This window comes from Streptomyces antnestii (assembly GCF_004005495.1).
In the GTDB taxonomy this organism is placed as follows: Bacteria; Actinomycetota; Actinomycetes; order Streptomycetales; family Streptomycetaceae; genus Streptomyces; species Streptomyces antnestii.
This window is the reverse complement of sequence record NZ_RZYA01000021.1, coordinates 23,908-50,326: the sequence shown is the minus strand read 5'-3', so window position 1 is coordinate 50,326 and position 26,419 is coordinate 23,908. Positions and strand designations below refer to the sequence as shown.

The window sequence follows — 26,419 nt, the reverse complement described above, 5'->3', positions numbered from 1 at the left end:
GGCATGTGCCTGACCCGTGATGGTTCGGTGACGCCATCCGCTGGGCCAAGGGGGAGCCATGATTCCGGTTCCCCGGACCTGGACGAGGGGCGGACATCATGGGCGTGGGCCACAAACCTGAGCCGGGCGCGGCGGACATGCGGCGCCACGCCGCCGGATTCGTCGCGCACGCCACCGCACGCAACCGGCTCCCGCTCGACTACACCGTCGCCAGCCTCCGCGTCGCCGACTTCCTCGTCGACGGCCTGCGCAAGGGGACCTCGGACCGCACCTCGGTCGCGGGAGCCCTGTTCGGCATCGGCGCGTACGTGGGGGAGGTCCTCGTGCGGCGGGCCGGCGCCGAGTGGGTCGACTTCGACGAGGCCCAGCGCGCCTACTTCGGCCAGCCCGTCGGCGTCCGCATGCCCGACGGGCGCGTGTGGAACCCCCTCGGCAAGGTCGTCAACCGCTTCGAACTCGGCCGCGAGGAATCCCTCCAGACCTTCTATCTGACCCTGCACGGCCGGGGCGGCGACCGCGGAAGGGGAAAGACCTGCGCGGCCCTGTGACATTTCCGTGGACCCGGACGCAGATGACTGTGGGGGCATGTACACGATGACCTGTGTCGCCCCGGATCAGTACGCGGACGTACGAAGAGGACATCGGTTGGGCCAGGGTGGGGAACCCCGTCGCGTGAACGCGCGTGACGAGGAGCTGGGCACGGCCGTGGCGCTGGCGCAGGACGGGGACGAGGCCGCCTTCGCGGTGGCGTACCGGCTCGTCCAGCCGGGGCTCGTCGGCTATCTGCGCGGCCTCGTCGGCGACGAGGCCGAGGACGTCGCGGGCGACGCCTGGCTGGAGATCGCCCGCGACCTCGGGCGCTTCCGCGGGGACGGCGCGGGCTTCCGCGGCTGGACCGCGACGATCGCCCGGCACCGCGCCTACGACCTGCTGCGCCGCCAGAAGTCCCGTCCCCGCCCCTCGGGCCTCGAACAGGACATGCTCGAACTCCCCGGCACCCACAGCACGTACGACCAGGCCCTCGAGACCATCTCCACCGAGCAGGCCCTCACTCTGATCGGCGGACTTCCCCGCGACCAGGCCGAGGCCGTCCTCCTTCGCGTCGTCGTCGGGCTCGACGGGCCGTCCGCCGCGCGCGTCCTCGGCAAGCGCCCCGGCGCCGTCCGCACCGCCGCCTACCGCGGCCTCAAGCGGCTCGCGACGCAGTTGGGCGCGCGAGGTGTGACGGAAGACGGCCCCACGACGCTGGGGGAGTCGAGATGACTGAAAACCCACCAGTGCGCGAGGACGGACCCGCCGGGCCGCCCGGCGCCGGAGGCTTCGAGACCCTGCTCGCCGCCGCCGTGCGCTCCGCGGCCTCGAGCGGCGGCACCGCCGCGCAGGCCGAGGAGAAGGCCGTCGCCGCGTTCCGCGAGGCGCGCGACCTCGGCGCGCACTCGGCCAGGACGCGGCGCCGCGACGACTGGCGCCCGCGCCCGCGCGGCCTGGCCCGCTGGTCCCTCCGCACGAGCGTCGGCACCCTGGTCGCGGGCCTCGCCCTCGGCGGCGTCGCGATGGCCGGGATCGGCGCCGTCAACGACGACCCGGGCGCCGACACCGAACAACGGCCGTCGCCCCGGCGCAGCTCCACCGGCGCCCCCGAGCGGTCCAGGCCCGACGCGATCCGGCCAACCATCACCGCGCCGCCCGCGTCCGGGACCGGCGCGCACGGCCGCTCCGCGGGCCACCCGGACAACGCCGCCGACACCCTCGCCAAGTGCCACGCGTACGACTCCGTACGCGCCCGGGGCAAGGCGCTCGAATCCCGCGCCTGGCAGCGCTTCCTCGCGCAGGCGGGCGGCGAGGCCGGCGTCGACGCGTACTGCGCGCGCGAGGAGGCCCGCCGGGGGACCGGGGCCGGGGCCGGGAACGGGGGCGGGAGCGGGAGCGGGAGCGGCGGTGGCAACGGAAGCGGCTCCGGTGCTCGTGGCGGCGTCAGCGGGGACCGGGGCGGCGGGGACCGGGGCGGCGGACAGTCCGAAATCCACCGCAACGCACAGGCGACCGCGAAGCCGGGCCAGGCGAAGCCGGACGAGAAGTAGTAGACGAGAAGTAGTAGGCGAGGCGCAGGGCGTGTCCGGCGGATCGCGGCCGGGGAGCAGTCCTGAACCGACGGCGCGTGCCTCATCTCACGTGCGCCTTGAGGGGTGCGTACCCACGGAGGACGGGGCGCCGCCCTCGCCCCCGAGAGGGCACCGCCGGGACGGCCGAGGCCGCCACCCCCCACAGGAGAGGCCCCGGCCGTCGCGCGGTACGGGCCGCGCGGCGGCCCGTACTCTCTTCAGCGCCGCGCGTGCCTTTTCTGTCACACCGCGTTGTGTCACGTGCTAGTTGCGACTTGTACAAACGTGGACGGGGGGCGGTATCAGGCCGTAGCGTGCTGATTCGCGTCGGTGAGCGGCGCAGGGTTTAAGCGCAAGGGTGGCGCAGTGCTGGGGGACGACGCGGAGCTGACGGCCGCGGTGCATGCGGCGCAGGCCGGGGACGAGACCGCGTTCCGGACTGTGTACCGCGCCGTGCACCCACGCCTGCTCGGGTACGTACGGACGCTCGTCGGTGAGCCGGACGCGGAGGACGTCGCGTCCGAGGCCTGGCTGCAGATCGCCCGCGACCTCGACCGGTTCAGCGGCGACGCCGACCGCTTCCGCGGCTGGGCCGCCCGTATCGCCCGCAACCGCGCCCTCGACCACATACGCATGCGGGGACGCCGGCCCGCCATAGGCGGCGACGAGACCGAACTCACCGGCCGACCCGCGACCTCCGACACCGCCGACGAGGCGATGGAAGCCCTCGCCACCGGTGACACGCTCGCGCTCATCTCGCAGCTTCCGCAGGACCAGGCCGAGGCCGTCGTCCTGCGCGTCGTCGTCGGGCTCGACGCGAAGAGCGCCGCTCAGACACTCGGCAAGCGGCCGGGCGCCGTCAGGACCGCCGCGCACCGTGGCCTCAAGCGCCTCGCGGAGCTGATCGGCGCGGAGGGTTCGCAATCGCACACGGTGCGGACGGCGGAGGCGGAGCGGGACGACACGCTGGGCGCGGTGCCGCCCCCGAGGGAACCGCGCGGGCACGTGGTGTCGTCCGCGGGTGTGACGCATTCGCGGACGCGGACGCAGAAGGACATGTGATGGCGGACGAGCACAACAAGTGGCTGGACCGGGACGCGGCCGAGCGTCTGCTGCGCGGTGAGCCGCTGGAAGCCGCCGACGCAGCCACCCACGCGCGCGCCGTCCGCCTGGCCCGGACCCTCGACGCACTCGCCGCGACCCGGACCGACGGCGGTGAACTGCCGGGCGAGGCCGCCGCGCTCGCCGCGTTCCGCGCGGCCCGCGAACCCGCCGCCGACGCCCGGCGCGGTGAAAGCCGCGAACGCTACGCGCGTGGCCGGGCAGCGGCGGCGCCGCTCAGTCTCGCCTCCGTCACGCCGCTGCACGGCGCCACGGGCCGCGGGAACGACGCGAACGCGAACACCGCAACGGGCACGGACCCGGACGCGCACGCCGGTGTCGCCGACGTCGGCAGCGTCCGGCTCGGCCGGCCCGCCGCGCAGGCCCCCGCGCAGCCCGTCCGCTGGGGCCGCCCGGTGCGCTTCGGCATGGCCGCCGCGCTCGCCGGCTGCATGATCGGCGGCGTCGCCGTCGCGGCCGGAACCGGAGTGCTCCCCTCGCCGTTCGGCGGCCGCCACGAGCCGGCTCCCGCCGCCAGCGTCTCGGCCGCCGCGTCGCCCGAGCAGCCCGTCGCCTCCCCGTCGTCCGACGCGTCGGAGGCCGACGGCGGACGGTCCGGCGGCCCGGTGCCGGGCGGCCGGTCCGGCGAGCCCGGCACCGGCACTCCGTCCCATGACGATGCGGCGGGCCGCCCGGACCCGACGGCGACACGGCCCGGCACCGGTGCCTCGGACGCCGCCGACGCGCAGGCATGGCAGCAGCACCTCGACGAAACCTGCCGCAAGTACCGCGACGGCACCCTCAGCGACGCCCAGACGGAGCGCCTCAAGGACACGGCGAAGCGCGCCGCGGACAAGAAGCGGGACCGTGGCGTCGACCGGTTCTGCGCGCGCGTCCTGGGCGAGGCCGGGGGCGACACGAGCGGAGGCGACAACTCCGGCAACGGCGAGGGCAACAGCGGCAAGGACGGCCAGAACGGGGAGGGCGAGGGCGGCGGCTCAGGCATGTCGGCCGCCCTGCCGACCGCCAACTGGGTCCCCGCGTCGCCCGGTGCCCCGGCGAGGACCCTGCCGACGACGCGGACCCCGTCGGCGTCGGCCCCCGCCACGGCGTCGGCCCCGGCCACGTACAGCGCCGAGCCCACCGCGCCCTGAACCCGCCGCGCCCTGAGCTCACCGCGCCCGGAACCCACTGCGCGCCCTGAGCCCACCGCGCCCTGAACCCGCCGCGCCCTGAGCTCACCGCGCCCGGAACCCACTGCGCGCCCTGAGCCCACCGCGCTCTGAGCCCACCGCGCGTCCTGAACCCACCGCGTCCTGAACCCACCGCGTCCTGAACCCACCGCGCCCTGAACCCACCGCGCCTTGAGCCCACCGCGCTATGAGCTCACCGCGCCCGGAACTCACTGCGCCCTGAGGGCACCGCGCCCTGAGGGCACCGCGCCCGGAACCCACCGCGCGCCCTGAGTCCACCGCGCGCCCTGAACCTCGCAAATGTCCCTGACCTGCGGTGACAAAGAAATTCCGCGGTGGGTGTGACGTTTTTGGAGGGCGGGGCGCAGTACCAAGTGAGCCGACTGGTCATCGGCCGTGCACGAGCCGGGGTTCCCCCCGTACCTACGGCTCAGTGCCACTGGCGCGGGCGGGACACGTTCCCCCGGTCCCGCCCGCGCCCATTCCTCCCCCGCCCCCTCTGAACCGCGCTCACCAATAGACGACGACCTTGTCGCCGTTGCGGACCTGCGCGAAGAGGGACGCGATCTTCCCCTCGTCCCGGACGTTCACACAGCCGTGCGACGCCCCGCTGTAGCCACGGGCCGCGAAGTCCGAGGAGTAGTGCACGGCCTGGCCGCCGCTGAAGAACATCGCGTAGGGCATGGGCGTGTGGTAGATCGTCGACACGTGGTGACGGGACTTCCAGTACACGCGGAACGTGCCCTCACGGGTCGGCGTGAACTGCGAGCCGAACCGCACGTCCGTCGTCAGCAGCGCCTTGCCGTCGACCAGCCACGTCAGCGTGCGGCTCGTCTTGCTGATGCAGATGGCGCGGCCCGTCATACAGCGCGGGTCCGGCTTCGCCGCGGGCTGCCCGCCCGACGCGTACAGCTCGTCGCGCGTCGGGGTGTGCGTCATCCCCACCAGACGCGACCAGGTCACCGTGTCCGTGGACCCCGTCCGCGGCAGGCCCCGCTTGCCCTGGAACCCCTCGACGGCCTTCGCGGTCGCCGGTCCGTACGTGCCGGTCGGCCCCTCGAAGAGCCAGGCGACCTGCCGCAGCCGGGCCTGGAGTTCCCGCACCCGCTTGCCGCTGGCGCCGCGGGCCATCAGGACCTTGGGCGGCGGCGCAGGCTTGGCGGAACGGGTGGGGGCGGGCCCCTTCGCGTCGTCCGAGGGGGAGGCGGACGGGGCCGGCGCCGCCGGTCCGCTCACGCCCGCACCCGGCGGATGCTTGCCCCCCTCGCCGGTGACCTGTGCCTTGCAGCCGCCGACCAGGGCGATCACCCCGACGACGGCCAGTGATCCACGTAGGAACGTCGCACGCATCCGGACCCCCGCTGTCTCACACCACTCACCCGATGTGCCAACAGAGATGTTTCCCGCGCGCGTCCGGTTGCGAACTCGGGCGGATCGACGCGCATTGTGGGAACGAGGAGACAGGGGAGACGTGCGGGACAGGCTGTGAGCAAGGTCCCAGCCTGCGGCTCTCCACCGCGAGCAGGGCCGCCGCTACAGTCCGTCGCGAGGGTCGGACCCAACTGGCAAGTAACACCCGAGCTGGAGGCACAACCATGGCGCGCGAGTCTGAGTCAGGACTGCCCATCGAGCCGGTCTACGGCCCTGATTCGCTGGCGGGCTGGGACGCGGCCGAGAAGCTGGGCGAGCCCGGCAAGTACCCCTTCACGCGGGGTGTCTACCCGTCGATGTACACGGGCCGCCCGTGGACGATGCGCCAGTACGCGGGCTTCGGCACCGCCGTCGAGTCCAACGCCCGGTACAAGCAGCTCATCGCCAACGGCACCATGGGCCTGTCCGTCGCCTTCGACCTGCCCACGCAGATGGGCCACGACTCGGACGCCCCGATCGCGTCCGGCGAGGTCGGCAAGGTCGGCGTCGCCATCGACTCGATCGACGACATGCGGGTCCTGTTCGGCGGCATCCCGCTGGACAAGGTGTCCACGTCGATGACGATCAACGCCCCGGCCGCGCTGCTCCTGCTCATGTACCAGCTCGTCGGCGAGGAACAGGGCGTCCCCGCGGACCAGCTGACCGGCACGATCCAGAACGACGTGCTGAAGGAGTACATCGCGCGCGGCACGTACATCTTCCCGCCGAAGCCGTCGCTGCGGCTGATCGCCGACATCTTCAAGTACTGCAAGGCCGAGATCCCGAAGTGGAACACCATCTCGATCTCCGGCTACCACATGGCCGAGGCCGGTGCCTCGCCCGCGCAGGAGATCGCCTTCACGCTCGCGGACGGCATCGAGTACGTGCGCACGGCGGTCGCGGCCGGCATGGACGTCGACGACTTCGCGCCGCGCCTCTCCTTCTTCTTCGTGGCCCGTACGACGATCCTCGAAGAGGTCGCCAAGTTCCGTGCGGCCAGGCGTATTTGGGCCAAGGTCATGCGGGACGAGTTCGGCGCCGAGAACCCCAAGTCGCTGATGCTCCGCTTCCACACGCAGACCGCGGGCGTGCAGCTCACCGCCCAGCAGCCCGAGGTCAACCTCGTCCGCGTCGCCGTCCAGGGCCTCGGCGCCGTGCTCGGCGGCACGCAGTCCCTGCACACGAACTCCTTCGACGAGGCCATCGCGCTGCCGACCGACAAGTCCGCCCGCCTCGCCCTGCGCACCCAGCAGGTCCTCGCCTACGAGACCGACGTGACCGCCACCGTCGACCCGTTCGCCGGGTCGTACGTCGTCGAGAAGATGACGGACGACGTGGAGGCCGCCGCTCTCGAACTCATGGGCAAGGTCGAGGACCTGGGCGGCGCGGTCAACGCCATCGAGCACGGCTTCCAGAAGAACGAGATCGAGCGCTCCGCGTACCGCATCGCGCAGGAGACCGACTCCGGCGAGCGCGTCGTGGTCGGCGTCAACCGCTACCAGCTCGACGCCGAGGAGCCCTACGAGCCGCTGCGCGTCGACCCGGCGATCGAGGCCCAGCAGGCCGAGCGGCTCGCGCGGCTGCGCGCCGAACGCGACCAGGCGGCCGTGGACGCGGCGCTCGCGGCGCTCAAGAAGGCGGCCGAGGGCGAGGACAACGTCCTCTACCCGATGAAGGACGCGCTGCGCGCCCGCGCCACCGTCGGCGAGGTCTGCAACGCGCTGCGCGACGTGTGGGGCACGTACATCCCGACGGACGCGTTCTGAGGCCTGTTCCGGGGCCGCGTATCACCTTCTGACCGGGAGTGTCGTATGGCCATATAGGCGTGCGACACTCCCTTTCATGCTCGGTGTCATCAATCTGCCCACTTATCTCGCGGGACTCGTCCTGATCGTCCTGCTCCCCGGACCCAACTCGCTGTACGTGCTCTCCGTCGCCGCCCGCAAGGGCATACGCACCGGATACGCGGCCGCGGCGGGCGTCTTCACCGGGGACACGATCCTGATGACACTGGCCGCGCTCGGCGCCGCCTCCGTGCTCCAGACGACACCGCTGCTCTTCCTGATCGTCAAGTACGCGGGCGCGGGCTACCTGAGCTACATGGCGTTCGGCATGATCCGCTCCGCGTACGCGATGTGGAAGCAGCGGGGTGAGCAGGCCGAGGCTCCGGTGGAGACCCAGCCTGTCGGCGCCGAGGAGCACCCGTACCGCCGGGCCCTGATCGTCAGCCTCTTCAACCCGAAGGCGATCCTCTTCCTGATCTCCTTCTTCGTGCAGTTCGTGGACCCGCACTACGCCTACCCGGCGCTGTCCTTCCTGGTCCTCGGCGGCCTGCTCCAGACCGCGAGCTTCCTCTACCTCTCCACCCTGATCTTCAGCGGCACGCGTCTCGCCGACGCCTTCCGCCGCCGCAAGCGCCTCTCGGCGGGCGCCACCACGGCAGCGGGGCTCCTGTTCCTGGGCTTCGCGGTCAAGCTCTCTCTGGCGTAAATCCCAGCTAGCTCCGGGCCCGGCGTACCGCCCGGGTCACCAGGGGCGGCAGCAGGTCGACCGCGAGGCGGCGGGCGCGGCTGCGGGAGGCGGCGCTTCGGGGGGCGGGGCGCGGCACTGCGGGGGCTGGTGCCGGCTCCTGCGCGACGTGGCGCGAACGCGGGGATGCGGGCGCCTTGACCCCCTTCGACTTCGCCCGGACCAGGCGGTGACCGGCCGCCTCCTGCACGCTCAACGCGATGTCGTCGCGCTCCCTCAGCATGGCGAGGAGCTCGTCCTGTACGGGCTCCGGGTCCTCCCAGGTGGCGTACAGCTTCTGGGTGCTCAGGCACAGCGGGCGCAGGCCGCGGTTGAGGACGGCTTCCCACGCGGCGACGGAGACGCCCGGGGTGTGCTCGGAGCGGAAGTCGTCGAGGACCACGACGCCGCCCGGCAGGAGCGCGTCACGGGCCGCGGTGATGTCGCCGTACACATGCTCGTACAGGTGCGAGGCGTCGATGTGGACGAAGCGGCAGGTGCGCGGGGCGACCTCGGTGGAGATCACGGAGCTGGGGGCCTGGACGACCTTCGGCAGGTCGTCGTGGAACGAGAGGTAGTTCTCCTCGAAGGCCCGCCGGGTCAGCGAGCCGTACGACTTGGTGGCCTCGGCCCGGTTCGCCTGGTCCGGGGCGTCGCCCTCGAACAGGTCGCACACGGTGAACTTCTCGGAGTCCTGGAGGTGGTGGCCGAGAAGCACCGCGCTCTTGCCGAGGTAGACACCGAGTTCCAGGAGGTCGCCGTGGACCTCCTGCCGTGCCTGTCGTTCCAGGAACCAGGTGAACAGGAGTTGGTCGAGCGGGGGGAACCAGCCCGGGACATCGTCGAGGTCGATGGGGCGCCGGGCGGTGTCGTGCGCAGCAGTCATGGGACGCGAACCTACGAGCTCCCGAACGGCAGGGTCAAGGCGCTCGTGGATCGCATCTGCCAATCGTGCAGCAAACTCCAACGGGTATGAATCCTCAGTGAAGTCTGGCGGAAATCGGGTTCAGGTGTTTGCGCAGGAAAGGTGTGAGCGGCTTCTCGACGAAGCGGTTGAGGAGCCAGGCGAGGAGGAGCATCGAGGCCACCGTGAGGGCGAACGTCGCCGCTGACGGGAGCCCGAGACGGCGGTGCAGCACCTCGATCGCCACCCAGCCCAGATGCTCGTGCACCAGGTAGAACGGGTACGTCAGCGCGCCCGCGACCGTCAGCCACTTCCAGTTCACCCGGTTCAGGAACCCGAGCGCGATCGCCCCCACCGCCACGAAACCGAGCGTCACGACCAGCATGATCGTGCCCGACGAGCGATACGAGAAGAAGTGCGGATCCGGCGCGTGCCACAGGCGGGCCACCGCGTAGTGCTGGCCGATCAGCCAGCTCACGAGGACGATGCCCCAGGCCGTCATGTCGCGGCGGTCGATGTGGAGGAGATAGAGGCCCACCCCGCCGATGAAGAACGGCGCGTACTCCGGCATCAGCACGATGTTCAGGGTCGCCTCGCCGGACGCCTGCGCGATCGCCGCCGCGAGCGTCCACACCGCGCAGAACAGCACGATGCGGCGCCGGTTCGCGCCCGGCAGGACGACGCACAGGGCGAACAGCGCGTAGAAGCGGACCTCGGCCCACAGCGTCCAGCAGACGCCGAGCACCCGGTCCACGCCGAGCGGCTGCTGAAGCATCGTCAGGTTGAGCAGCGCGTCGCTGGGCGAGACCGCCTTGTACGCGACCGCGGGCAGCGCGAAGACCGCCGTCACGAGGATCACCGCCGCCCAGTACGAGGGCAGCAGGCGCGACGCGCGTGAGGCGAAGAACGACCGCAGGGGCTTGCCCCAGCCGCTCATGCAGATCACGAACCCGCTGATGACGAAGAAGACCTGCACGCCCAGACAGCCGTAGGCGAACCACTGGTGCAGCGACGGGAATTGGGTCTTCGGTGAGGCGCCCCACGCCTGGGACACCTCACCGTCACGGCCGCCGTAGTGGTACGCGGCGACCATCAGGGCCGCGATCAGGCGCAGGCCGTCGAGGGCCCGCAGCCGAGGCGCGTGGGCGCGCGCCGGCCGCCCCGCCGCGGTGTCCGCTCCCGGTGAGAGCTTCGGGAGCGTGCTCTGCCCGGTGCTCACCCGAGGGCCGCCCTCTTGAAGGACCGCGCGCGGCGGGCGACCCGGCGCACCGTCGCGTTGCGCGGGATGAACGCGAGCTGGGCGGGGACGGCGCCGGGGAGCGCGAGTGACGTGAGCCGACGCCGCTTGAAGTAGCGCCAGGTGTGGTCGTCCAGGTGCGTCGAGAGGTACCGCTCGGCCGCCGCCCGCAGCTCCGGGTAGATCTTCGGCTGCATCGCGAAGCCGACGGCCCGCACCAGCTGGTTCAGTTCGGCGGTCGCCGTGCCGTGTTCCTGCGCGGTGACCGCCGCCGGGTCCGACAGGTCCGGCAGCAGCGCGTCCACGATCGTGACCGGCACGCGGTTGCTGTTCTGGTACGGCGCGAGGCGGTCGAGGAGGGTGCCGGTGCCGATGCGGGCGACCGGGATGCCGTAGAGCGCGGACGCGGTCAGGAGCGCCGTGGAGAAGCAGCCGACCACCAGGGCCGGACGCATCCGCTGGAAGAGGACCTCGGCGAGCACGGGCGTGTCGAGGACGGTGAGCTCGGCGCCGAGCTTCTCCGCCTCCGCCTCGAGGGTGCGCGACCAGGTGGCCGGCGCCGTCGGGTGCGGCTTGAAGACGATCCGCGTGTGGCCGAGGGCGACCGCGCCGCGCATCATCCGCACGTGCAGGTCCTCCTCCTCCTGCGCGGTGAGGATGTCGAGCGCGGAGAGGTACTGGCCGAGGAGCACGGCCGGTTCGGGCCCGACGGGCGGCAACTCGCCGCTGACGTCGCCCAGTTCGGCGAGCACCTTCACGAAGACGTCCGTCGGCACGATCTCGGGGCCGACGCCGAACTCGGTGAGGAGCAGCGGCTTCAGGTCCGGCACGAGGTCCAGGTGCAGCAGCCGCCGTACGCGCGTGCCGACCAGAGGGTCGATCTTGCTGCGGGTCGGGCCGTAGCTCATCAGGCCGTCCGCGTACACGTCGACGGGCGCCCCGGTGAAGATCTGGGCGACCGCCATCGCGGGGTTGACCTGGATCGACTCCACGGCCAGCTCGACGTCGTCGTCGCCCAGGTCCCAGGCGAGCCGCAGATGGCGCTCCCACAGGGGTACGTCGTCGGGGCGCGGGGCCCAGCCGCCCGGGTGGAACGGCTCGATGGTCTCGTTCCACGACACGACGTCGTCGAAGCGGCCGCGAAGGCGGTCGAAGCCCGGCATCGTGTCGACGGCGGGCGTCGTCTCCGGGGTCGCCGCGTTGTTGGCGACCAGCAGGATGCGCCGGTCCGCGGGGCCGAAACAGTCCGCGTCGAGGGCCGCGGCGAGCGTCGCCGTCCCGTACAGCGTGGAGGCGAGGAAGATCTGCGTGGTCACGCGGCAGCCACCCCCGTGGCGGCGGGCCGGCGCCGGAGGCGGCGCAGGCGCGTCGCCCGCTGCACGTCCATCGAGTCGAGCGCGTCGTCGAGCACGTCCTGCGGCATCCGCTTCAGTGCCGCCGAACTCATTGTTTTCAATTTGCGCGCCACTGCGGGTTCGAACCTTTCGATGGATCCCAGGTGGTGGGAAATAATCGCGCAGTACGTACGGACGGCCTTCGGAAGAAGGATTTCCGCGTCCTTGTCCTGAGCGGTTTCCGCGACGACCTGGTCGAACGCCTTGATGAAATCGAGTTGCCGCACGTCGCCGATCTGCGTCAGCGAGGACGCGACGCCGCGCCGGTAGAACACACCGAGAAGTCCCACCGCGGCGAAGGATTTCGCCTCCCGGTGCAGCCGCCAGATCCACGGCCTGTCCTCGGCCGTGCGCAGGCCGTCGGTGAAGTGCAGCAGGCCCGCGTCGGCGAGCCGCCGGTGGTAGATGCCGGCCCACGCGTACGCGTAGTCCACCGACGTCGACCGGTCGGCCGGCAGGATCGCCTCGCGCGGGTCCATGACGACGCCGCGCCGGCCGTGCGGAACACGGTGGACGCTGCGCGCCCGCGCGGTGCACTGGACATGGTCCGTGCGGACGAAGTCGCAGCCCAACCCCTCGATAGAGGCGACGAGTTGCTCGTAGTACCCGGGGGCGAGCCAGTCGTCGCCGTCCAGGAAGGTGACGTACTCGCCGCGCGACGCGTCGAGTCCCGTGTTGCGGGCTGTCGCCAGGCCTCCGTTCTTTTCGTGTCTGACCAGAACGGCGCCGGGCAGCTCGCGCTCGGCGCGCGCGAGAATGTCCGGGGTCTCGTCCTTCGAACAGTCGTCGACGAGAATGAATTCGAAGTCGTCGCGCGCGTTCGCACGAAGACTTCTGAGAGTGTCGGGCGCGTATTGCTGCACGTTGTAGAACGGCACGATGACGGAGAGCTTGACCACGTGAAGGACGCTAGGCGGCGGCCCGGCATTCGTCTTGACCGTTGGAAAGATGCCAGGTGAACGACGCGTGGCGGAACCGTGAACCAGCCTGATTCCCGGCGACTTCCCGGCCCGATTCGCCATTCGTCGGTGCGCTGTTAACCGTTTGTTGAGGTCCGGTTGGGCCGCGGATCTCCATGCCTTCCTAGCTTCTTCCGTGTGCCAGCAAGTACCTCTGAGACCCCACGGGTCGCCGTGCTCGCGGACTCCGACACCCGGTGGAAGTGGGGCGCGCTCACCGCGCGCCGCATCACCACCGACGAGAGCCCGCTCGGCGGATTCCTCCTGCGCGGCCGGGCCACCCCCACACCCCGCCAGCTCGACGAGGTCGGCGTCCGCGCCGACAGCCTCGACGAAGTCACCGCCGTCGAATTCCTGCGCGCCATGGAGCGGGACGCCGACCGGTACGACGTCGTCGTCCTCGCCCTCGTCGGCGGCGCCGTCCAGGCCATGCTGCACGGCCTCGCGCGGGCCTGGCAGGGCCGGACGAAGCGGCCCGTCGTCGTCACCGGCTATGTGGGTGTCGTCTACGAGAAGCTCGCCGACGGACTCCTCCTGCGGCACGGCGCCGACCTCGTCCTCGCCAACTCCCGCCACGACGCGGACCGTTTCCGCGCCGTGTACGAGGGGGTGGACGCCGACGCGTCGGCCGTGACGGAGTGCGCGCTGCCGTTCCTCGGAGGCGCGCCCTACGAGGAGAAGCACGACCCGTACACGGTCGTCTTCGCCGCGCAGCCCTCCGTACCGGACACCCCCGCCGACCGCGCCTACCTGCTCGGCCGGCTCGTCCAGCACGCACGGCTGCACCCCGACCGCGAGGTCCTGCTCAAGCTCCGCAGCAAGCCGGGCGAGCACACCACCCACATCGAAGAGGCGCCCTACCAGAAACTCGCGCAGCGCATCGAGGGCGGCCTGCCCGCCAACTGCCGCCTCGTCTACGGGCACATGGGCGAGGTACTCGACCGCACCGACCTGCTGGTCACCGTCAGTTCGACGGCCGCGCTCGAAGCGATGCATCGCCGCATCCCCACGGTTCTGCTCACCGATCTCGGGGTGCGCGAGGCGCTCGGCAACCACCACTTCACCGGTTCCGGCTGCCTCGCCTCCTGGGACCAGCTCGACGCCGGGCACCTGCCCGAGGCGGACGCGCGGTGGGTGTCCCGCCAGGGCGTCGCCGCCGACGGCACGTACGACACGGCCTTCGACACGGCACGTGCCCGCGTCACCGGCCTCCTCGCCGCCGACCGGCTCCCGCCGCTCGCCCCCTACTACAGCCTCACCACCGCCCCCGGCTACCTGCCGCGCATCCTCGCCCGCCACCACCTCGCCCCCGACGGGACGCCGCTGCCCGGCGCCCCCGCCGCCGGCAAGGAGGCCGGGCCCGTACGGCAGATCGTGCGCCGCGCCGCCCGCGGCGCCTACCGCCACGGAGTGCAGCGCGTGGCGCCCGTCATCCGGCGGATGGGCGAGCTGTGAACGCCGACGCCCCGCGGAGCGCCGTGAACGCCCGTACCCCTCAAGGAGATCTGATGACCAACCCGGAAGCGGGCACAGCGGCACCGGTCCGCCGCGTCCTCGCCGTGATCCCCGCCCGCGGCGGCTCCAAGGGAGTGCCCGCCAAGAACCTCGCCCCCGTCGGCGGCGTGCCCCTCGTGGCCCGCGCCGTCCGCGAGTGCCGCGCCACCCGCCTCGTCACGGACGTCGTGGTCTCCACGGACGACGCCGCGATCGCCGCCGCCGCCCGTGAGGCCGGCGCCGAGGTCGTGCTGCGGCCCGCCGCCATCGCCGGCGACAAGTCGAGCTCCGAGGCGGCCGTGCTGCACGCCATGGACGCCCACGAGGCGCTGCAGGGCGCCGCGGTCGACGTGGTCCTGCTCGTGCAGTGCACCAGCCCCTTCATCGTCCGCGAGGACATCGACGGCGTCGTCGAGGCGATCGTCGGGAAGGGCGCCGACTCGGCCCTCACCGTCGCCCCCTTCCACGGCTTCGTGTGGCGCGACGCCGCGGACGAGCCCGCGCCCGCCGCCGTCGAGCGTGCCGCCGTCGAGGGCGGCGGCACCGACACCCTCGTTGCCTCCGCCGCCACCAGCGGCGGCTACGGCGTCAACCACGACAAGTCCTTCCGCCAGATGCGCCAGGACCGCCCCCAGGACCTCCTGGAGACCGGCGCGGTCTACGGCATGGACGCGAGCGGCTTCCGCGAGGCCAGGCACCGCTTCTTCGGCCGCACGGAACTCGTCCGCACCGACCCCGCGCGCGTCCTGGAGATCGACGACCCGCACGACCTCTCCCGGGCCCGCGTCCTCGCGCCGCTGTTCGACGCGAACCGGCCCGGCGCCCTCCCGACCGCGCGGGACATCGACGCGGTCGTCCTCGACTTCGACGGCACCCAGACGGACGACAAGGTGCTGATCGACTCCGACGGACGGGAGTTCGTCACCGTGCACCGCGGTGACGGCCTCGGCATCGCGGCCCTGCGCAACGCGGGCCTGCCGCTGCTGATCCTGTCCACGGAACAGAACCCGGTGGTCGCCGCCCGGGCCAGGAAGCTCAAGATCCCGGTCCTGCACGGCATCGACCGCAAGGACCTCGCACTGAAGCAGTGGTGCGAGGAGCAGGGCATCGCGCCCGAGCGCGTGCTCTACGTCGGCAACGACGTCAACGACCTCCCGTGCTTCGGCCTCGTCGGCTGGCCCGTGGCGGTCGCGAGCGCCCACGACGTCGTACGCGGCGCCGCACGCGCGGTCACCAGCCTGCCCGGCGGTGACGGCGCGATCCGAGAGATCGCCACCTGGATCCTCGGCCCTTCTCTCGACTCCCTCAACAAGTAAGGAACCTCCCCTCATGAGCACCAACTCCCGCCTGCGCACGTTCGGTTCGAAGACGGCCGGCCCCGGTCAGCCCGTCTACATCACCGGCGAGATCGGCATCAACCACAACGGCGACCTCGAGAACGCCTTCAAGCTGATCGACGTGGCCGCCGAGGCCGGCTGTGACGCCGTCAAGTTCCAGAAGCGCACCCCGGAGATCTGCACCCCGCGCGACCAGTGGGACATCGAGCGCGACACCCCCTGGGGCCGGATGACGTACATCGACTACCGTCACCGCGTCGAGTTCGGCGAGGACGAGTACCGCCAGATCGACGAGCACTGCAAGAAGCGCGGCATCGACTGGTTCGCCTCCCCGTGGGACACCGAGGCCGTCGCCTTCCTGGAGAAGTTCGACGTCCCGGCCCACAAGGTCGCCTCCGCCTCGCTCACCGACGACGAGCTGCTGCGCGCCCTGCGCGCCACCGGCCGCACGGTGATCCTCTCCACCGGCATGTCCACCCCGAAGCAGATCCGCCACGCGGTCGAGGTCCTCGGCTCGGACAACATCCTCATGTGCCACGCCACGTCGACGTACCCGTCGGTCGCCGAGGAGCTCAACCTCCGCGTGATCAACACCCTCCAGGCCGAGTACCCGAACGTCCCGATCGGCTACTCCGGCCACGAGACCGGCCTGCAGACCACGCTCGCCGCCGTCGCCCTCGGCGCCGCCTTCGTCGAGCGCCACATCACCCTCGACCGCGCCATGTGGGGCTCCGACCAGGCCGCCTCCGTCGAGCCGCAGGGCCTCACCCGCCTCGTGCGCGACATCCGCACCATCGAGGCGTCCCTCGGTGACGGCGTCAAGAAGGTCTACGAGTCCGAGCTCGGCCCGATGAAGAAGCTCCGCCGCGTCGCGGGCGTCGTCGCCGAGTCGGAGATCGCCGTCGCCGCGGGCGAGCCGGTCGGCGTCTGACCGTCCGACGCCAGCCCGTGTGGGCCGGCGCCCAGCCGGGCGCCGGCCCACGGGCCCCCAACCCCCACAGGTCCCACGGAGGGCCCATGCCGTCCATGTCAACAGCACGCTCCGGAACCCTGTGTTTCGTGGAGAGCCCCGTCCAGCTCCTCAACGTCCTGGAGTGGGCGCATCTCGCCGGCGCCTCCGGCGACATAGGCCCGGACCACCGGGTCACCCTCGTCGTCCTGTCGCCCACGGACCCCATGACCCGTGGCCAGCTGCGCCGCATGGCCGAACTCGCCCGCGACGAGGGCCACACCGTCCGCTGGGAGGAGGCCCGCGGCGGCGCCACCGCCCCCTTCCACACCATCGGCGGACTCGCAGGGCCGCTGCGCAGAGCCGCCCGGATCGTCATAGGCGACCCGTTCTCCCGTTACGTCCAGCTCCTCCTGACGATCACCCGCGCCGCCGAACTCGTCGTCGTCGACGACGGCACCGCGACCATGGAGTTCGTCTCCCAGCTCGCCCGCGGCGAACGCCTCGTGCGCTGGCACCGCCGCGGCGGCCGCCCCGGCCCGCGCGACCTCGTGTTCGCGCCCGTCTCCGCCGTCGCCCGCCGCCGCCTCACCCCCGACGGGGAGCGCCGCACCGTCGAGGTCTTCTCGGCCATGCCCATCGACTCCGTCCCCGACGGCGTCCGCGTCACCCGCAACGACTTCACCTGGACCCGCGCCCGCTTCGGCCCGCCCCGCATGACGAAGGGCGCCGACCTCGTCGGCACGTCCCTCGTCGAGACCGGCGTCGTCGACCCGGACCGCTACCTGGAGGCCGTCCGGGCCCTCGCCCGCGCCCACGGCGCGACCCGCTACTTCGCCCACCGCCGCGAGAGCAGCGACAAACTGCACCGCCTCGCCATCGAGACCGGCCTCGAAGTGGTCCGCCCCGACCTGCCCCTCGAACTGATCGCCCGCCGCGGCCCCATCGGCCGGACGATCCTCAGCTTCCCCTCGACGGTCGTCCACACCCTGCCCCTGGCCCTCGCCGGCACCGAGGTCCGCGTCGCCGTCTGCGACATCGACCCGGCCTGGCTCACGGAGAACGCCTCACCGCGCGCCCAGGGCTTCCTCTCGGGCGTCACCGGAACGGCGCGCGACGTGCACCGCCTCGCGTCGGTCGCCCCGGCGGTCTGACGTACGGGCACGGCCCGGGTGCGTCTTGGTGAGACCTTGGTGATCACATAGCCATGTGCGGGGCAACGCGACGGGGCCGGGGGCGGTCCAACCCACCGCACCCCCCACTCCCGTATCCAGCGCCAGAGGAACCCGAATCCCCGTGACCCACCCCCGACACCGCCAGTCCAAGAGACGCCGCTACCTCACCTGGTCCGCCGCGGGCGTGGCCCTCGCCGCCACCGGAGCGATCGTCGCCCAGACCGCGACGGCCACCACCCTCCCCACACCCCAGACGTACACCGGCCGCGCCTTCGACACCTGTACGGCCCCCTCCCTGTCCGCCATGAAGGCATGGAAGACCGGCTTCTACGGAGCCGCCGCCGTCTACGTGGGCGGCAAGAACCGAGGCTGCGCCCAGCCCAACCTCACCGCGTCCTGGGTGAAGTCGGTCAGCGCCTCCGGCTGGAAACTGGTCCCGCTCTACGTGGGCGCCCAGCCGCCCTGCCAGTCCGGCGCGAACCCCGAGAAGATGACCGCCACCACGGCCGCGTCCCTCGGCACCACGGACGGCACCGACGCCGTCACCAAGGCCACCGCCCTCGGCATGAAGCCCGGCACCGCGCTCTACCTGGACATGGAGTCGTACGACACCACGAACACGTCCTGCAACAACGCGGTCCTCAGCTACGTCCGCGCCTGGGACAAGGCCGTGCACGCCAAGGGCTACTGGGCCGGCTTCTACGGCTTCCGCAGCTCCAGCGCCAAGGCCGTCGCCACCGCCACGAACCGCACCGACCTGCCGGACATCCTCTGGTACGCGCTCTGGGACAAGGTCAACACCACCACGACCGACTGGCCCTTCGCCTCCACCCAGTGGACCGGCCACCGCCGCGCCCACCAGTACATGGTGAACAGCAAGGAGTCGCGCGGCGGTTACGCGATCACCGTGGACCGCGACGCGTGGGACGCACCGGTCGCGATCGTCGGCTGACCGCCGCTGCCTCCCAGCTGAGGTACGGAGCCGGGGTCAGAACAGCCCGCCAGAGGCGTGGATCGTCTGCCCCGTGATCCACCGGCCCGCGTCGGAGGCGAGGAATCCGACCACCTCCGCGATGTCGTCGGTCCGGCCCAGGCGCCCCAGCGGGGTGCGGGCCGCGATCTCGGCGCGAGCCTGCTTGGGGAGCTGGGAGGCAAGGGCATCGGTGTCGGTGGCGCCGGGCAGCACGCTGTTGACCGTGACGCGGCGCGGGCCGAGCTCGTGGGCAAGGGTGCGCATCAGCGCGTCGCCCGCCGCCTTCGACGCCCCGTAGACACCGGCGCCGGGCCGCCGGTGCACGGTGGTGCCGCTGGAGATGACGACGATCCGGCCGCCGTCGCGCACCCGGCGCGCCGCCTCGCGCAGCGCGAGGAACGTGGCCCGGGTGTTCGTACGGAAGATCGCGTCGAAGTCGTCGTCGCTGGTCTCGGCGATAGGCGTGAAGCGGGCGATGCCGACGTTGCAGACGACGACGTCCACGCCGCCGTACTCCCGCTCCGCGATGTCGAACAGGGTGCGCAGTTCGGCCAGTTCGGTGGCGTCGCCCTGCAAGGCGGTGGCCCGGCCGCCCGACACCTCGATCGTGGCGACGGCTTTGGCGGCTGCGTCCGCGTCCGAGCGGTAGTTGACGACGACGGCCGCGCCGTCCGCGCCGAGCCGCTCGGCTATGCCGCGGCCGATGCCGCGGGAGGCTCCGGTCACGAGGGCGACGCGGTCGGTCATGGAATGCTTCTAAGGAAGATCCACTGAGGCAGTGACCGACACCCTCGGCCATAAAGTCGAGGGTGTCAACTAAATGGCCTGACCCTCCAACAGGCCGAACTTCTCCGCCAGTTGAAGAAGGAGACCCCTGCCTTCGGTGAGCTGGCCCGCCTCCTCGGCTGCGACAGGACGAACATCACCGGCCTCGTCGCCCGCCTGGAACGCCGCGGCCCGACGGTGGTGGCGGGGGTGTTCCCCGAACTCCGGAGGATCTGGGCTCGCCCAGTCCCTGTACGCGTCTCCCACAGCCCCACCCTCGCGGGCGCGTTCGCCACGGCGCCGCACTGAACGTGGGCGCGGCGCTGGGCCCATGGCTCGGCGGCCGCGCACTGACCACGAACCTGGGCTACCGGGCTCCCGTGTGGGTGAGCGCCGTGCTGGTGGCTGGGGCGTTCGGGGTGGCGGGGGTTGGGGTCGGGGTACGGCGGTACGGGCGAACCCTGCCCCACCTGCGCCCGCCTCTAAAGTGCCCGCAACCTTGTCCGTGCTGGTCATGCTGTGTGTGAGCACTGTCGTGAGTCCCTGCCAGTCGGGGTGACGGCAGGGGCCTGCCCGGTGACTGCCGGCCGGCTCCGGCCAACGCCAGTTGGTCCAGTGCTGCTGCAACTGCCGTACATGGCCCTGGGTGAGGCCTTGGCGTGGCGGCGGCACAGCAGGTCGCGGTCGGGCCAGGTGAGCTTCGGCTTGTCGATCTGCCGCTGCAGAACGGCCAGTTGGTGGCGCAGCGCCAAGATTTCGGCGTTCTTGTCGCGGTCGCCCATCAGCAGGATCCGTATCAGGGTGAACATACTCGTCACCGCTCGGTACATGCCCCGTCGTTGCACATTGCGGGAAGGCAGTTCGACCAGAAGCCTGGGCGGGTCAGCGGTGATTCGCTCGCCACCAGCGGGCCGTCGTCGTATCCCTTGATCAGCGCCCCTGGATCCTGTCACCAGCCACTGACATGATCATGGTCCGATCCGGTCGGGTCACCTGCGGCCATAGATGCTGGTGAGGGCGCCAGGTAGTAAAGTATTGCTTGGCCTTGAAGGCCTCAGAGCCATAGCGGTACCCGCGCCGTCCGGCCGGTCCGCGCCCCCGAGCGGGTGGGGATCTGTGCCCCGTCAACGGCATACGGCGAGCCGTACACCGGCTCCCCCCGGTCGTGTCCCGCCGGATACGGGACCGACGTCCTTCACCGCCGCAAAGGTGTACATCATGATCACCATCTCCGGACGCGCAACGGCGCTGGTATCCGCCGCTCTGCTCGCCGCCACCGGCGTCTCGGTCGGCACCACCGCCCAGGCCCGGCCGAGGACTCCCACCTGCCACGTCGCCCAGCTGCACCTGTCCATCGGCCAGGCGACTGGCGGCGCCGGATCGGTCTTCCACACGATCCGGTTCACCAACATCTCCCAGCACACCTGCGTCCTGCGCGGCTACCCGGGCGTCAGCCTTCTGAACAGGCACCATCACCAGATCGGCGCGCCGGCGACCCGCAACCCCCACCCGGTGTCCACCGTGTTCGTCCACCCGCACCACTCGGCATTCGCCACCATCCGCACCAACAACCCGAGCGTGGTGCCGACCTGTCGGCCGACCTCGACGTTCATCCGCGTCTTTCCGCCGGCCAGCTTCCAGTCCGTGCTGATCCCCTTCCACCTGAAGGCATGCGGAGTCTTCCAGGTCAACCCGGTGCAGAGCACGCGGTAGCGCCCGCAATTGCTTCCGCTGTGGGAGTTGTTTCAGCGGGTGATCCCGGAGCCGTCTTCGCAGTCTCAGTGCAGTGGACGGCTCCGGCATGGTGATCGTGAGGTGCTGGCCGCGATCGTGTTTGTTGCCACGTCAGGCTGTACGTGGCAACAGTCGCCCACCGTTTCGTTCGGGCCGTCGGGGCAACGGCTCATTGAAGCTTCCCCTTGATCGTGGACACATCGCCGGGATCAGCCGACGCACCGGCCGCCGCAGCCTGACCCGGGCCGACACCACCGCGGCGCCCTCGCCGGATCGCACCCGCGTGGTAATCGGCTGCTCGATGGCCGACCACCACCGCGCCGACCTCGTCGTCGACGCACTCGACATGGCCGCCCGAACGGGACGGCTGGAACCCGGCTGTGCGATCCACAGCGATCGCGGACCGGAATACACCTCCAGTCAACTCCGCGCGAAAATAGCTGAGTTGGGAGGCAGGTAGAGCATGGGAAGGACCGGGAGCTGTTTCGGCAACGCCGCCGCGGAGGGTTTCCGGGACGCCGAGGCGTGCCACCGGCATACTCGCGCCCCGGCCGAGGACGGCCGCGGTCGAGGACGGTCACGGTCACCATGCGCAGGTCCCCGTTGTATTCCAGAAGTCACCGTCACACTGCGGAGCCCTTGCGCGAGCGCTCGCGCGGCGGCCGGCCCGGGAGCGGGCGAGGGCTGACCACGTTCTTCATGACGATGGTCGAGTTGAAGCCACGGACGCCGGGGAGCCGGATGAAGTGTCGGGGCGGGTCAGCGGCGTCCGAGAAGGAAAACCTCAAACGGGATCTCAAGATCCGGCACATCCAGATGATCGCCATCGGCGGGGCGATCGGAACGGGCCTCTTCTACGGCTCGGGTTGGGCTGTCAGAACCGCTGGTGCGGCGAACATCCTGACATACGCCGTCGCGGCCGTGGCGATTTACTTCGTCATGCGGGCGCTGGGTGAGATGGCGGTCGATGAGCCCGTCTCGGGCGCCTACATCTCTACTCGAACCGGTACATCCACCGCGTCGCCGGCTTCCTGAACGGATGGAACGCGTTCGTCTTCCTCCTCGCCACCAGCGCGGCCGAGCTCAACGCCCTGGGACTCTACGTCCAGTACTGGTTCCGCCCTTCACCTCCCCCACGACCCCCGCACTGCGCGCATCGCCCGCATGACCTTGCGGGCCGTGCTCCCGGCCTACGGGCTTTGTGAACTGCTCGATCCCGCCGAGCTGTTGACGTCCGAGCTGGTCACCAACGCCTACCGGCACACCAAGGGGCCTGCCGCCCTGCGCCTGCGCGCACTCGGCACCGAGGGTGCCCCCGGCGTGCGCGTCGGCGTGTGGGACACCAGCCCGCACATCCCCGCCCCGTTCGACAGGCCGCCCGGGCAACGCGGGCCATCGCGGCCCGTCCCGGGCGGAGCCGACGGCGGGCGCGGACTGATGCTCGTACGGCATTGCGCGCAGGCGTGGGGTGGCTTCCCGCTGGGAGACGGCCTACCCGGGCGGGGCGGAAAGCTGCTGTGGTTCGAGGTCGGTCCGGGGGTCGATCGAAGGACCATGGCGTGACGCCCCGGCGCCGCACCGCCGTCACCGTGAGTTACCTCGTCCGGGTGGTCGAGCGCACGCACCGGGCCGCGCCCCCCTCCCGGGGCTACCTTGGAGGCAGCGATGCACCCTGCAAGCAGCGGAGGACCGCGGTGACCGCCATGATCGAGCGGCCGAAAGTCATAGATGGCTCCCCGTCCACCGGAGCCTTCGAGGAGATGCTCCGGATCGTCGAGGAACTGGACACGCCTGACGGCTACAAGGCCGAGCTCATCCGGGGGAAGATCGTCGTGTCGCCGTGGTCGAAGTTGCGCTATCTACGCCCGATGCGGAGCCTGCGCAAGCAGGTGGAAGCCCGCGCGCCCGAAGGGACGGTCACGGAGACCTCCCCCTTTCTCTTCACCTTCCCCGCCGGTGGGCGCGGCTTCGGCCCCGATCTCTTCGTCGCCGACGAAGCCGCCTTCGACGCCGAAGGCCGTCACGCCGACGGAGCCGCGCTCTCCCTCGTGGCCGAGCTGACGTCCCTGTCCACCAAGGACGTCGACTGGCTCGACAAGCTGGATACGTACGGGCGGATCGTTCCCGTCTACCTCGTGCTCGATATGCAGGCCGCGGAGGCCACCGCCTTCTGGGACCCGTCCCCCAAGGGCTACAGGTCCCGTACGACACTCCCATTCGGTCGCCCCCTGCACGTACCCACACCATTCGACTTCGAACTGGACACGTCGGAGTTCATCGTGCCTGTGAAGGACGAGGGTGCGGTTGAAGGGGAAGGCGAGGCCGGGGGTGGTGTATGAGGCCCATTCCGGGCCTCGAGCACAAGTCGGCGCGAAAGAGCCTTCGTACCCACTCCGCGTGAAATACATGCGCACTCCGGCCGGGTTTCTTACCCCAATCCGGTTGAACTTTTGTTGATCGTGAGGCCGTTGCCCCCTGCCCCGGCCTACCCTTCAAAGGGTGAACCGACTGATGTCCCGAGAGTCCGAGGCCGACAGGGCCGGGGAAGCGGCCCCCACCGCGGCGCTGCCCGGCACGCTCTCCGAGGAGCTGCGTGCCGAACTGGTCGCCTTCCGGCGTGACTTGCACATGCACCCCGAGCTCGGCAACCAGGAGTTCCGTACGACGGCCGCGATCCGCGCCCGCCTGGAGCAGGCCGGACTCGCGCCCCGCGTGCTCGACATCGGCACGGGTCTCATCTGTGACATCGGGGACCGGGACGGTACGCGTCCCATGCTCGCCCTGCGCGCCGACATCGACGCGCTGCCCATCCCGGACACCAAGACGAGCTGCGCCTACCGCTCCACCGTCCCGGACCGGGCCCACGCCTGCGGGCACGACGTGCACACGACGGTCGTGCTCGGCGCGGGCCTGGTCCTCGCCGAGCTGCACCGGCAGGGCCGGCTCCCGCACCCCGTACGCCTGATCTTCCAGCCGGCCGAGGAGGTGCTGCCCGGCGGTGCGCCCGACGCCATCGAGTCCGGTGTGCTGGAAGGCGTCGGCCGGATCATCGGTGTGCACTGCGACCCGAAGGTCGACGCGGGCCGGATCGGCCTTCGGCACGGCGCGATCACCTCGGCCTGCGACCGCCTGGAGGTCGCGCTCGACGGGCCCGGCGGGCACACCGCGCGCCCCCACCTCACCACCGACCTCGTGACGGCCGCCGCGAAGGTGGCCACCGAGGTCCCCGCGCTCGTCGCCCGCCGCATCGACGCCCGCTCGGGTCTCGCCGTGACCTGGGGCCGTATCGAGTCGGGGCACGCGTGCAACGTGATCCCGCAGCATGCGGAGCTGTCCGGCACGGTGCGCTGCCTCGACCTCGACGCCTGGCGGCAGGCGCCCGACCTGGTGCACGGCGCGATCCAGGAGATCGCCGACCTCTACCGCGCCAAGTCGGAGATCAACTACATCCGCGGAGTCCCGCCCGTCGTCAACGACCCGGACGTCACCGACCTGGTGCACGCCGCGATGACCGCCCGCCGCGGCCCCCACTCCGTCGAGGACACCCAGCAGAGCCTCGGCGGCGAGGACTTCTCCTGGTACCTGGAGCACGTCCCGGGCACCATGGCGCGCCTCGGCGTGCGCACCCCGGGCGAGCGCGGCGGACGCGATCTGCACCAGGGCGACTTCGACGCCGACGAGTCGGCGATCACGGTCGGCGTCGAACTCTTCACCGCCGCGGCCCTGATGGACGGCGCCGGACGGGCGTAGAACGGCTGAACCGGTGCGGGGACAGGGTCGGTGTGGGCGCCATGTAACCCACTCGACCCACCCCCGTAACGCCGCGTAGACCGCGCCGCCGGGTCCCGTTCGCGTCAATCCGATAACAGCTGCGGAACGGCTCTTTATCTGACATCTACGCGCGTTACGATCCGTCCGAAAACCAGCGCCGGAAGCCCGGCGTCGGGTCAGGTCAGGTCGAAGGAGCCTCCCTTGCGCCGGGTAGCCAAAATCTCCGCCGCGTGCATAGCCACCGCGGCACTCGCTCTCACCGCCACCGCATGTGGCGGCACTTCCTCGGACAACAAGTCCTCGGGCTCGTCGGACTCCGGCAAGAAGGGCGGGGTCAAGATCGGCCTCGCCTTCGACGTCGGCGGCCGGGGCGACCACTCCTTCAACGACTCCGCCGCGCGCGGCGCCGACAAGGCGAAGAAGGAGTTCGGCGGTGACCTCAAGGAGCTGACCGCCAAGACCTCCGACACCGAGGCCGACCGCGAGCAGCGCCTGTCCGACCTGGCCGACGCCGGCTACAACCCCATCATCGGCGTCGGCTACGCGTACGCCACCTCGATGACCAAGGTCTCCGCGAAGTACCCGAAGACCACCTTCGGCATCGTCGACTCCGTGGTGAACGCCAAGAACACCGACTCCATCGTCTTCACCGAGGAGCAGGGCTCCTACCTGGCCGGCGTCGCCGCCGCGCTGAAGACGAAGAAGGACCACGTCGGCTTCATCGGCGGTGTCGACGTCCCGCTGATCAAGAAGTTCGAGGCGGGTTACGTCCAGGGCGTCAAGGCCACCAACCCGAAGATCAAGGTCGACGTCCAGTACCTGAGCCACGGTTCGGACACCTCCGGCTTCGCCTCGCCCGACAAGGGCAAGGAAGCGGCCCAGGGCATGCTCGACAAGGGCGCGGACGTCGTCTACTCGGCGGCCGGCTCCTCCGGCAACGGCGCCATCGAGGCCGTCTCCGGCACGAAGGGCGCCTGGGCCATCGGCGTCGACTCGGACCAGTACAACATCCCGGGTCTCGCCAAGTACAAGTCCTCGATCCTGACCTCGGTCGTCAAGAACGTCGACATCGGCGTGTACGACCTGATCCAGTCGGTCAAGGACGGTTCGCCGAAGACCGGCACCAACACCTACGCCCTGAAGGACGGCGGTGTCTCGCTCGCCACGTCCGGCGGCTACATCGACGACATCAAGGCCAAGCTGGACGCCGCCAAGCAGGAGATCGCGAGCGGCAAGGTCAAGGTCAAGACGACCCCGTGATGTGAGGCCGTGCGGCTTCGGCCGCACGGCCCGGGCTCGGCGGGGGAGCGGCGAAAGCCCCCCTCGCCGAGCCATAACAATGTGTCAACTCTACGCGCGTAGCCATGAGTTGGCGTACTAGCGTCGCCGACGCGCCCCCGCACGGCCTCGCCT

General features: G+C 71.2%; 28 protein-coding genes and 1 pseudogene. 23 read left to right on the top strand and 6 right to left on the bottom strand.

Going from position 1 to position 26,419, the window contains the following annotated elements:
• Positions 1–98: 98 nt before the first annotated feature.
• The 5 genes from EOT10_RS32280 (at position 99) to EOT10_RS32260 (ending at position 4,357) form a co-directional block, all read left to right on the top strand.
• On the top strand, positions 99–548 hold the full coding sequence (locus EOT10_RS32280) for a hypothetical protein (RefSeq protein ID WP_223281330.1): 450 nt from the start codon (positions 99–101) through the stop codon (positions 546–548).
• A gap of 97 nt (positions 549–645) precedes the next feature.
• Positions 646–1,263 (top strand): RNA polymerase sigma factor, encoded by a 618-nt coding sequence (locus tag EOT10_RS32275; RefSeq protein ID WP_189492354.1) that lies wholly within the window; start codon positions 646–648, stop codon positions 1,261–1,263.
• On the top strand, positions 1,260–2,081 hold the full coding sequence (locus EOT10_RS32270) for a hypothetical protein (RefSeq protein WP_127831932.1): 822 nt from the start codon (positions 1,260–1,262) through the stop codon (positions 2,079–2,081). Before EOT10_RS32275 ends, EOT10_RS32270 begins: the two co-directional genes overlap by 4 nt.
• Before the next feature lie 387 nt (positions 2,082–2,468).
• Positions 2,469–3,164: an RNA polymerase sigma factor gene (locus tag EOT10_RS32265; protein WP_127831931.1), complete on the top strand. Its 696-nt coding sequence runs from the start codon at positions 2,469–2,471 to the stop codon at positions 3,162–3,164.
• Positions 3,164–4,357: a hypothetical protein gene (locus tag EOT10_RS32260; protein ID WP_127831930.1), complete on the top strand. Its 1,194-nt coding sequence runs from the start codon at positions 3,164–3,166 to the stop codon at positions 4,355–4,357. Before EOT10_RS32265 ends, EOT10_RS32260 begins: the two co-directional genes overlap by 1 nt.
• Before the next feature lie 549 nt (positions 4,358–4,906).
• Here EOT10_RS32260 and EOT10_RS32255 read toward each other — a convergent pair.
• On the bottom strand, positions 4,907–5,746 hold the full coding sequence (locus EOT10_RS32255) for a L,D-transpeptidase family protein (protein WP_127831929.1): 840 nt from the start codon (positions 5,744–5,746) through the stop codon (positions 4,907–4,909).
• Between the two features lie 245 nt (positions 5,747–5,991).
• Here EOT10_RS32255 and EOT10_RS32250 point away from each other — a divergent pair, with 245 nt between their 5' ends.
• Together EOT10_RS32250 and leuE are read left to right on the top strand one after the other, a co-directional pair.
• Positions 5,992–7,572, top strand: coding sequence for an acyl-CoA mutase large subunit family protein (locus EOT10_RS32250; protein ID WP_127831928.1), 1,581 nt, complete (start codon positions 5,992–5,994; stop codon positions 7,570–7,572).
• Positions 7,573–7,648: 76 nt separating this feature from the next.
• Positions 7,649–8,296, top strand: a complete 648-nt coding sequence (gene leuE / locus EOT10_RS32245) for a leucine efflux protein LeuE (protein WP_127831927.1) — start codon at positions 7,649–7,651, stop codon at positions 8,294–8,296.
• Positions 8,297–8,303: 7 nt separating this feature from the next.
• On the opposite strand, the gene EOT10_RS32240 is transcribed toward leuE, so the two are convergent.
• The 4 genes from EOT10_RS32240 to EOT10_RS32225 form a co-directional block, all read right to left on the bottom strand.
• The gene (locus EOT10_RS32240; protein WP_127831926.1) at positions 8,304–9,200 is read right to left on the bottom strand and encodes a class I SAM-dependent methyltransferase; all 897 of its coding nucleotides are present in this window, start codon (positions 9,198–9,200) and stop codon (positions 8,304–8,306) included.
• Between the two features lie 94 nt (positions 9,201–9,294).
• Positions 9,295–10,350, bottom strand: coding sequence for an acyltransferase family protein (locus EOT10_RS32235; protein ID WP_431313348.1), 1,056 nt, complete (start codon positions 10,348–10,350; stop codon positions 9,295–9,297).
• An 83-nt stretch (positions 10,351–10,433) separates the two neighbouring features.
• Positions 10,434–11,771, bottom strand: coding sequence for a polysialyltransferase family glycosyltransferase (locus tag EOT10_RS32230; protein WP_127831924.1), 1,338 nt, complete (start codon positions 11,769–11,771; stop codon positions 10,434–10,436).
• Positions 11,768–12,748, bottom strand: coding sequence for a glycosyltransferase family 2 protein (locus EOT10_RS32225; RefSeq protein WP_127831923.1), 981 nt, complete (start codon positions 12,746–12,748; stop codon positions 11,768–11,770). Before EOT10_RS32225 ends, EOT10_RS32230 begins: the two co-directional genes overlap by 4 nt.
• Before the next feature lie 198 nt (positions 12,749–12,946).
• Between EOT10_RS32225 and EOT10_RS32220 the strand changes: the two genes are divergently transcribed.
• From EOT10_RS32220 to EOT10_RS32200, 5 genes are all read left to right on the top strand, one after another.
• Positions 12,947–14,263, top strand: a complete 1,317-nt coding sequence (locus EOT10_RS32220) for a DUF6716 putative glycosyltransferase (protein ID WP_127831922.1) — start codon at positions 12,947–12,949, stop codon at positions 14,261–14,263.
• A gap of 53 nt (positions 14,264–14,316) precedes the next feature.
• Positions 14,317–15,618 carry an N-acylneuraminate cytidylyltransferase gene (locus EOT10_RS32215; protein ID WP_127831921.1) on the top strand — a complete coding sequence of 434 codons (1,302 nt, stop codon included), beginning with the start codon at positions 14,317–14,319 and terminating at the stop codon, positions 15,616–15,618.
• Between the two features lie 13 nt (positions 15,619–15,631).
• A complete protein-coding gene (locus EOT10_RS32210; RefSeq protein WP_127831920.1) occupies positions 15,632–16,570 on the top strand; it encodes an N-acetylneuraminate synthase family protein in 939 nt (312 codons plus the stop codon).
• A gap of 86 nt (positions 16,571–16,656) precedes the next feature.
• Positions 16,657–17,742, top strand: coding sequence for a hypothetical protein (locus tag EOT10_RS32205; RefSeq protein ID WP_127831919.1), 1,086 nt, complete (start codon positions 16,657–16,659; stop codon positions 17,740–17,742).
• 142 nt (positions 17,743–17,884) lie between these two features.
• Complete coding sequence (locus EOT10_RS32200; protein ID WP_127831918.1) at positions 17,885–18,715, top strand: glycoside hydrolase domain-containing protein; 831 nt, start codon at positions 17,885–17,887, stop codon at positions 18,713–18,715.
• Between the two features lie 36 nt (positions 18,716–18,751).
• On the opposite strand, the gene EOT10_RS32195 is transcribed toward EOT10_RS32200, so the two are convergent.
• Positions 18,752–19,483: an SDR family oxidoreductase gene (locus EOT10_RS32195; protein WP_127831917.1), complete on the bottom strand. Its 732-nt coding sequence runs from the start codon at positions 19,481–19,483 to the stop codon at positions 18,752–18,754.
• Between the two features lie 111 nt (positions 19,484–19,594).
• Between EOT10_RS32195 and EOT10_RS43255 the strand changes: the two genes are divergently transcribed.
• The 11 genes and pseudogenes from EOT10_RS43255 to EOT10_RS32140 all read left to right on the top strand — a co-directional run bounded on the left by EOT10_RS43255 (position 19,595) and on the right by EOT10_RS32140 (position 26,266).
• Positions 19,595–19,810: a hypothetical protein gene (locus tag EOT10_RS43255; RefSeq protein WP_431313345.1), complete on the top strand. Its 216-nt coding sequence runs from the start codon at positions 19,595–19,597 to the stop codon at positions 19,808–19,810.
• A gap of 350 nt (positions 19,811–20,160) precedes the next feature.
• Positions 20,161–20,469, top strand: coding sequence for a hypothetical protein (locus EOT10_RS41455; RefSeq protein WP_189492340.1), 309 nt, complete (start codon positions 20,161–20,163; stop codon positions 20,467–20,469).
• Positions 20,470–20,719: 250 nt separating this feature from the next.
• Complete coding sequence (locus tag EOT10_RS32175) at positions 20,720–21,214, top strand: DUF4232 domain-containing protein (protein ID WP_189492337.1); 495 nt, start codon at positions 20,720–20,722, stop codon at positions 21,212–21,214.
• Positions 21,215–21,223: 9 nt separating this feature from the next.
• Positions 21,224–21,397 (top strand): annotated as a pseudogene (locus tag EOT10_RS32170) (transposase); the annotation flags it as partial.
• Positions 21,312–21,695 (top strand): DDE-type integrase/transposase/recombinase, encoded by a 384-nt coding sequence (locus tag EOT10_RS43250; RefSeq protein ID WP_431313347.1) that lies wholly within the window; start codon positions 21,312–21,314, stop codon positions 21,693–21,695. The pseudogene EOT10_RS32170 and the gene EOT10_RS43250, both read left to right, overlap by 86 nt.
• A 239-nt stretch (positions 21,696–21,934) precedes the next feature.
• A complete protein-coding gene (locus EOT10_RS42675; protein WP_262985457.1) occupies positions 21,935–22,270 on the top strand; it encodes a hypothetical protein in 336 nt (111 codons plus the stop codon).
• Positions 22,246–22,440, top strand: a complete 195-nt coding sequence (locus EOT10_RS43245; protein ID WP_431313346.1) for a hypothetical protein — start codon at positions 22,246–22,248, stop codon at positions 22,438–22,440. Before EOT10_RS42675 ends, EOT10_RS43245 begins: the two co-directional genes overlap by 25 nt.
• A complete protein-coding gene (locus tag EOT10_RS32155; RefSeq protein ID WP_127831912.1) occupies positions 22,400–22,798 on the top strand; it encodes an ATP-binding protein in 399 nt (132 codons plus the stop codon). Before EOT10_RS43245 ends, EOT10_RS32155 begins: the two co-directional genes overlap by 41 nt.
• On the top strand, positions 22,795–23,574 hold the full coding sequence (locus tag EOT10_RS32150) for a Uma2 family endonuclease (RefSeq protein ID WP_223281329.1): 780 nt from the start codon (positions 22,795–22,797) through the stop codon (positions 23,572–23,574). Before EOT10_RS32155 ends, EOT10_RS32150 begins: the two co-directional genes overlap by 4 nt.
• A 172-nt stretch (positions 23,575–23,746) precedes the next feature.
• Entirely contained in the window at positions 23,747–24,985 is a 1,239-nt protein-coding gene (locus EOT10_RS32145; protein ID WP_127832008.1) for an amidohydrolase, read from the top strand.
• A 222-nt stretch (positions 24,986–25,207) separates the two neighbouring features.
• Positions 25,208–26,266 (top strand): BMP family lipoprotein, encoded by a 1,059-nt coding sequence (locus tag EOT10_RS32140; RefSeq protein WP_127831911.1) that lies wholly within the window; start codon positions 25,208–25,210, stop codon positions 26,264–26,266.
• The last annotated feature ends 153 nt before the right edge of the window (positions 26,267–26,419 follow it).

Excerpts from the sequence above, each read along its gene's own strand:
- EOT10_RS32280 (WP_223281330.1), top strand. The coding sequence starts at position 99 with ATGGGCGTGGGCCACAAACCTGAGCCGGGCGCGGCGGACATGCGGCGC.
- EOT10_RS32270 (WP_127831932.1), top strand. The coding sequence starts at position 1,260 with ATGACTGAAAACCCACCAGTGCGCGAGGACGGACCCGCCGGGCCGCCC.
- EOT10_RS32260 (WP_127831930.1), top strand. The coding sequence starts at position 3,164 with ATGGCGGACGAGCACAACAAGTGGCTGGACCGGGACGCGGCCGAGCGT.
- EOT10_RS32255 (WP_127831929.1), bottom strand. The coding sequence starts at position 5,746 with ATGCGTGCGACGTTCCTACGTGGATCACTGGCCGTCGTCGGGGTGATC.
- EOT10_RS32250 (WP_127831928.1), top strand. The coding sequence starts at position 5,992 with ATGGCGCGCGAGTCTGAGTCAGGACTGCCCATCGAGCCGGTCTACGGC.
- leuE (WP_127831927.1), top strand. The coding sequence starts at position 7,649 with ATGCTCGGTGTCATCAATCTGCCCACTTATCTCGCGGGACTCGTCCTG.
- EOT10_RS32240 (WP_127831926.1), bottom strand. The coding sequence starts at position 9,200 with ATGACTGCTGCGCACGACACCGCCCGGCGCCCCATCGACCTCGACGAT.
- EOT10_RS32215 (WP_127831921.1), top strand. The coding sequence starts at position 14,317 with ATGACCAACCCGGAAGCGGGCACAGCGGCACCGGTCCGCCGCGTCCTC.
- EOT10_RS32210 (WP_127831920.1), top strand. The coding sequence starts at position 15,632 with ATGAGCACCAACTCCCGCCTGCGCACGTTCGGTTCGAAGACGGCCGGC.
- EOT10_RS32205 (WP_127831919.1), top strand. The coding sequence starts at position 16,657 with ATGCCGTCCATGTCAACAGCACGCTCCGGAACCCTGTGTTTCGTGGAG.
- EOT10_RS32195 (WP_127831917.1), bottom strand. The coding sequence starts at position 19,483 with ATGACCGACCGCGTCGCCCTCGTGACCGGAGCCTCCCGCGGCATCGGC.
- EOT10_RS32175 (WP_189492337.1), top strand. The coding sequence starts at position 20,720 with ATGATCACCATCTCCGGACGCGCAACGGCGCTGGTATCCGCCGCTCTG.
- EOT10_RS42675 (WP_262985457.1), top strand. The coding sequence starts at position 21,935 with ATGACGATGGTCGAGTTGAAGCCACGGACGCCGGGGAGCCGGATGAAG.
- EOT10_RS32155 (WP_127831912.1), top strand. The coding sequence starts at position 22,400 with ATGACCTTGCGGGCCGTGCTCCCGGCCTACGGGCTTTGTGAACTGCTC.
- EOT10_RS32145 (WP_127832008.1), top strand. The coding sequence starts at position 23,747 with ATGTCCCGAGAGTCCGAGGCCGACAGGGCCGGGGAAGCGGCCCCCACC.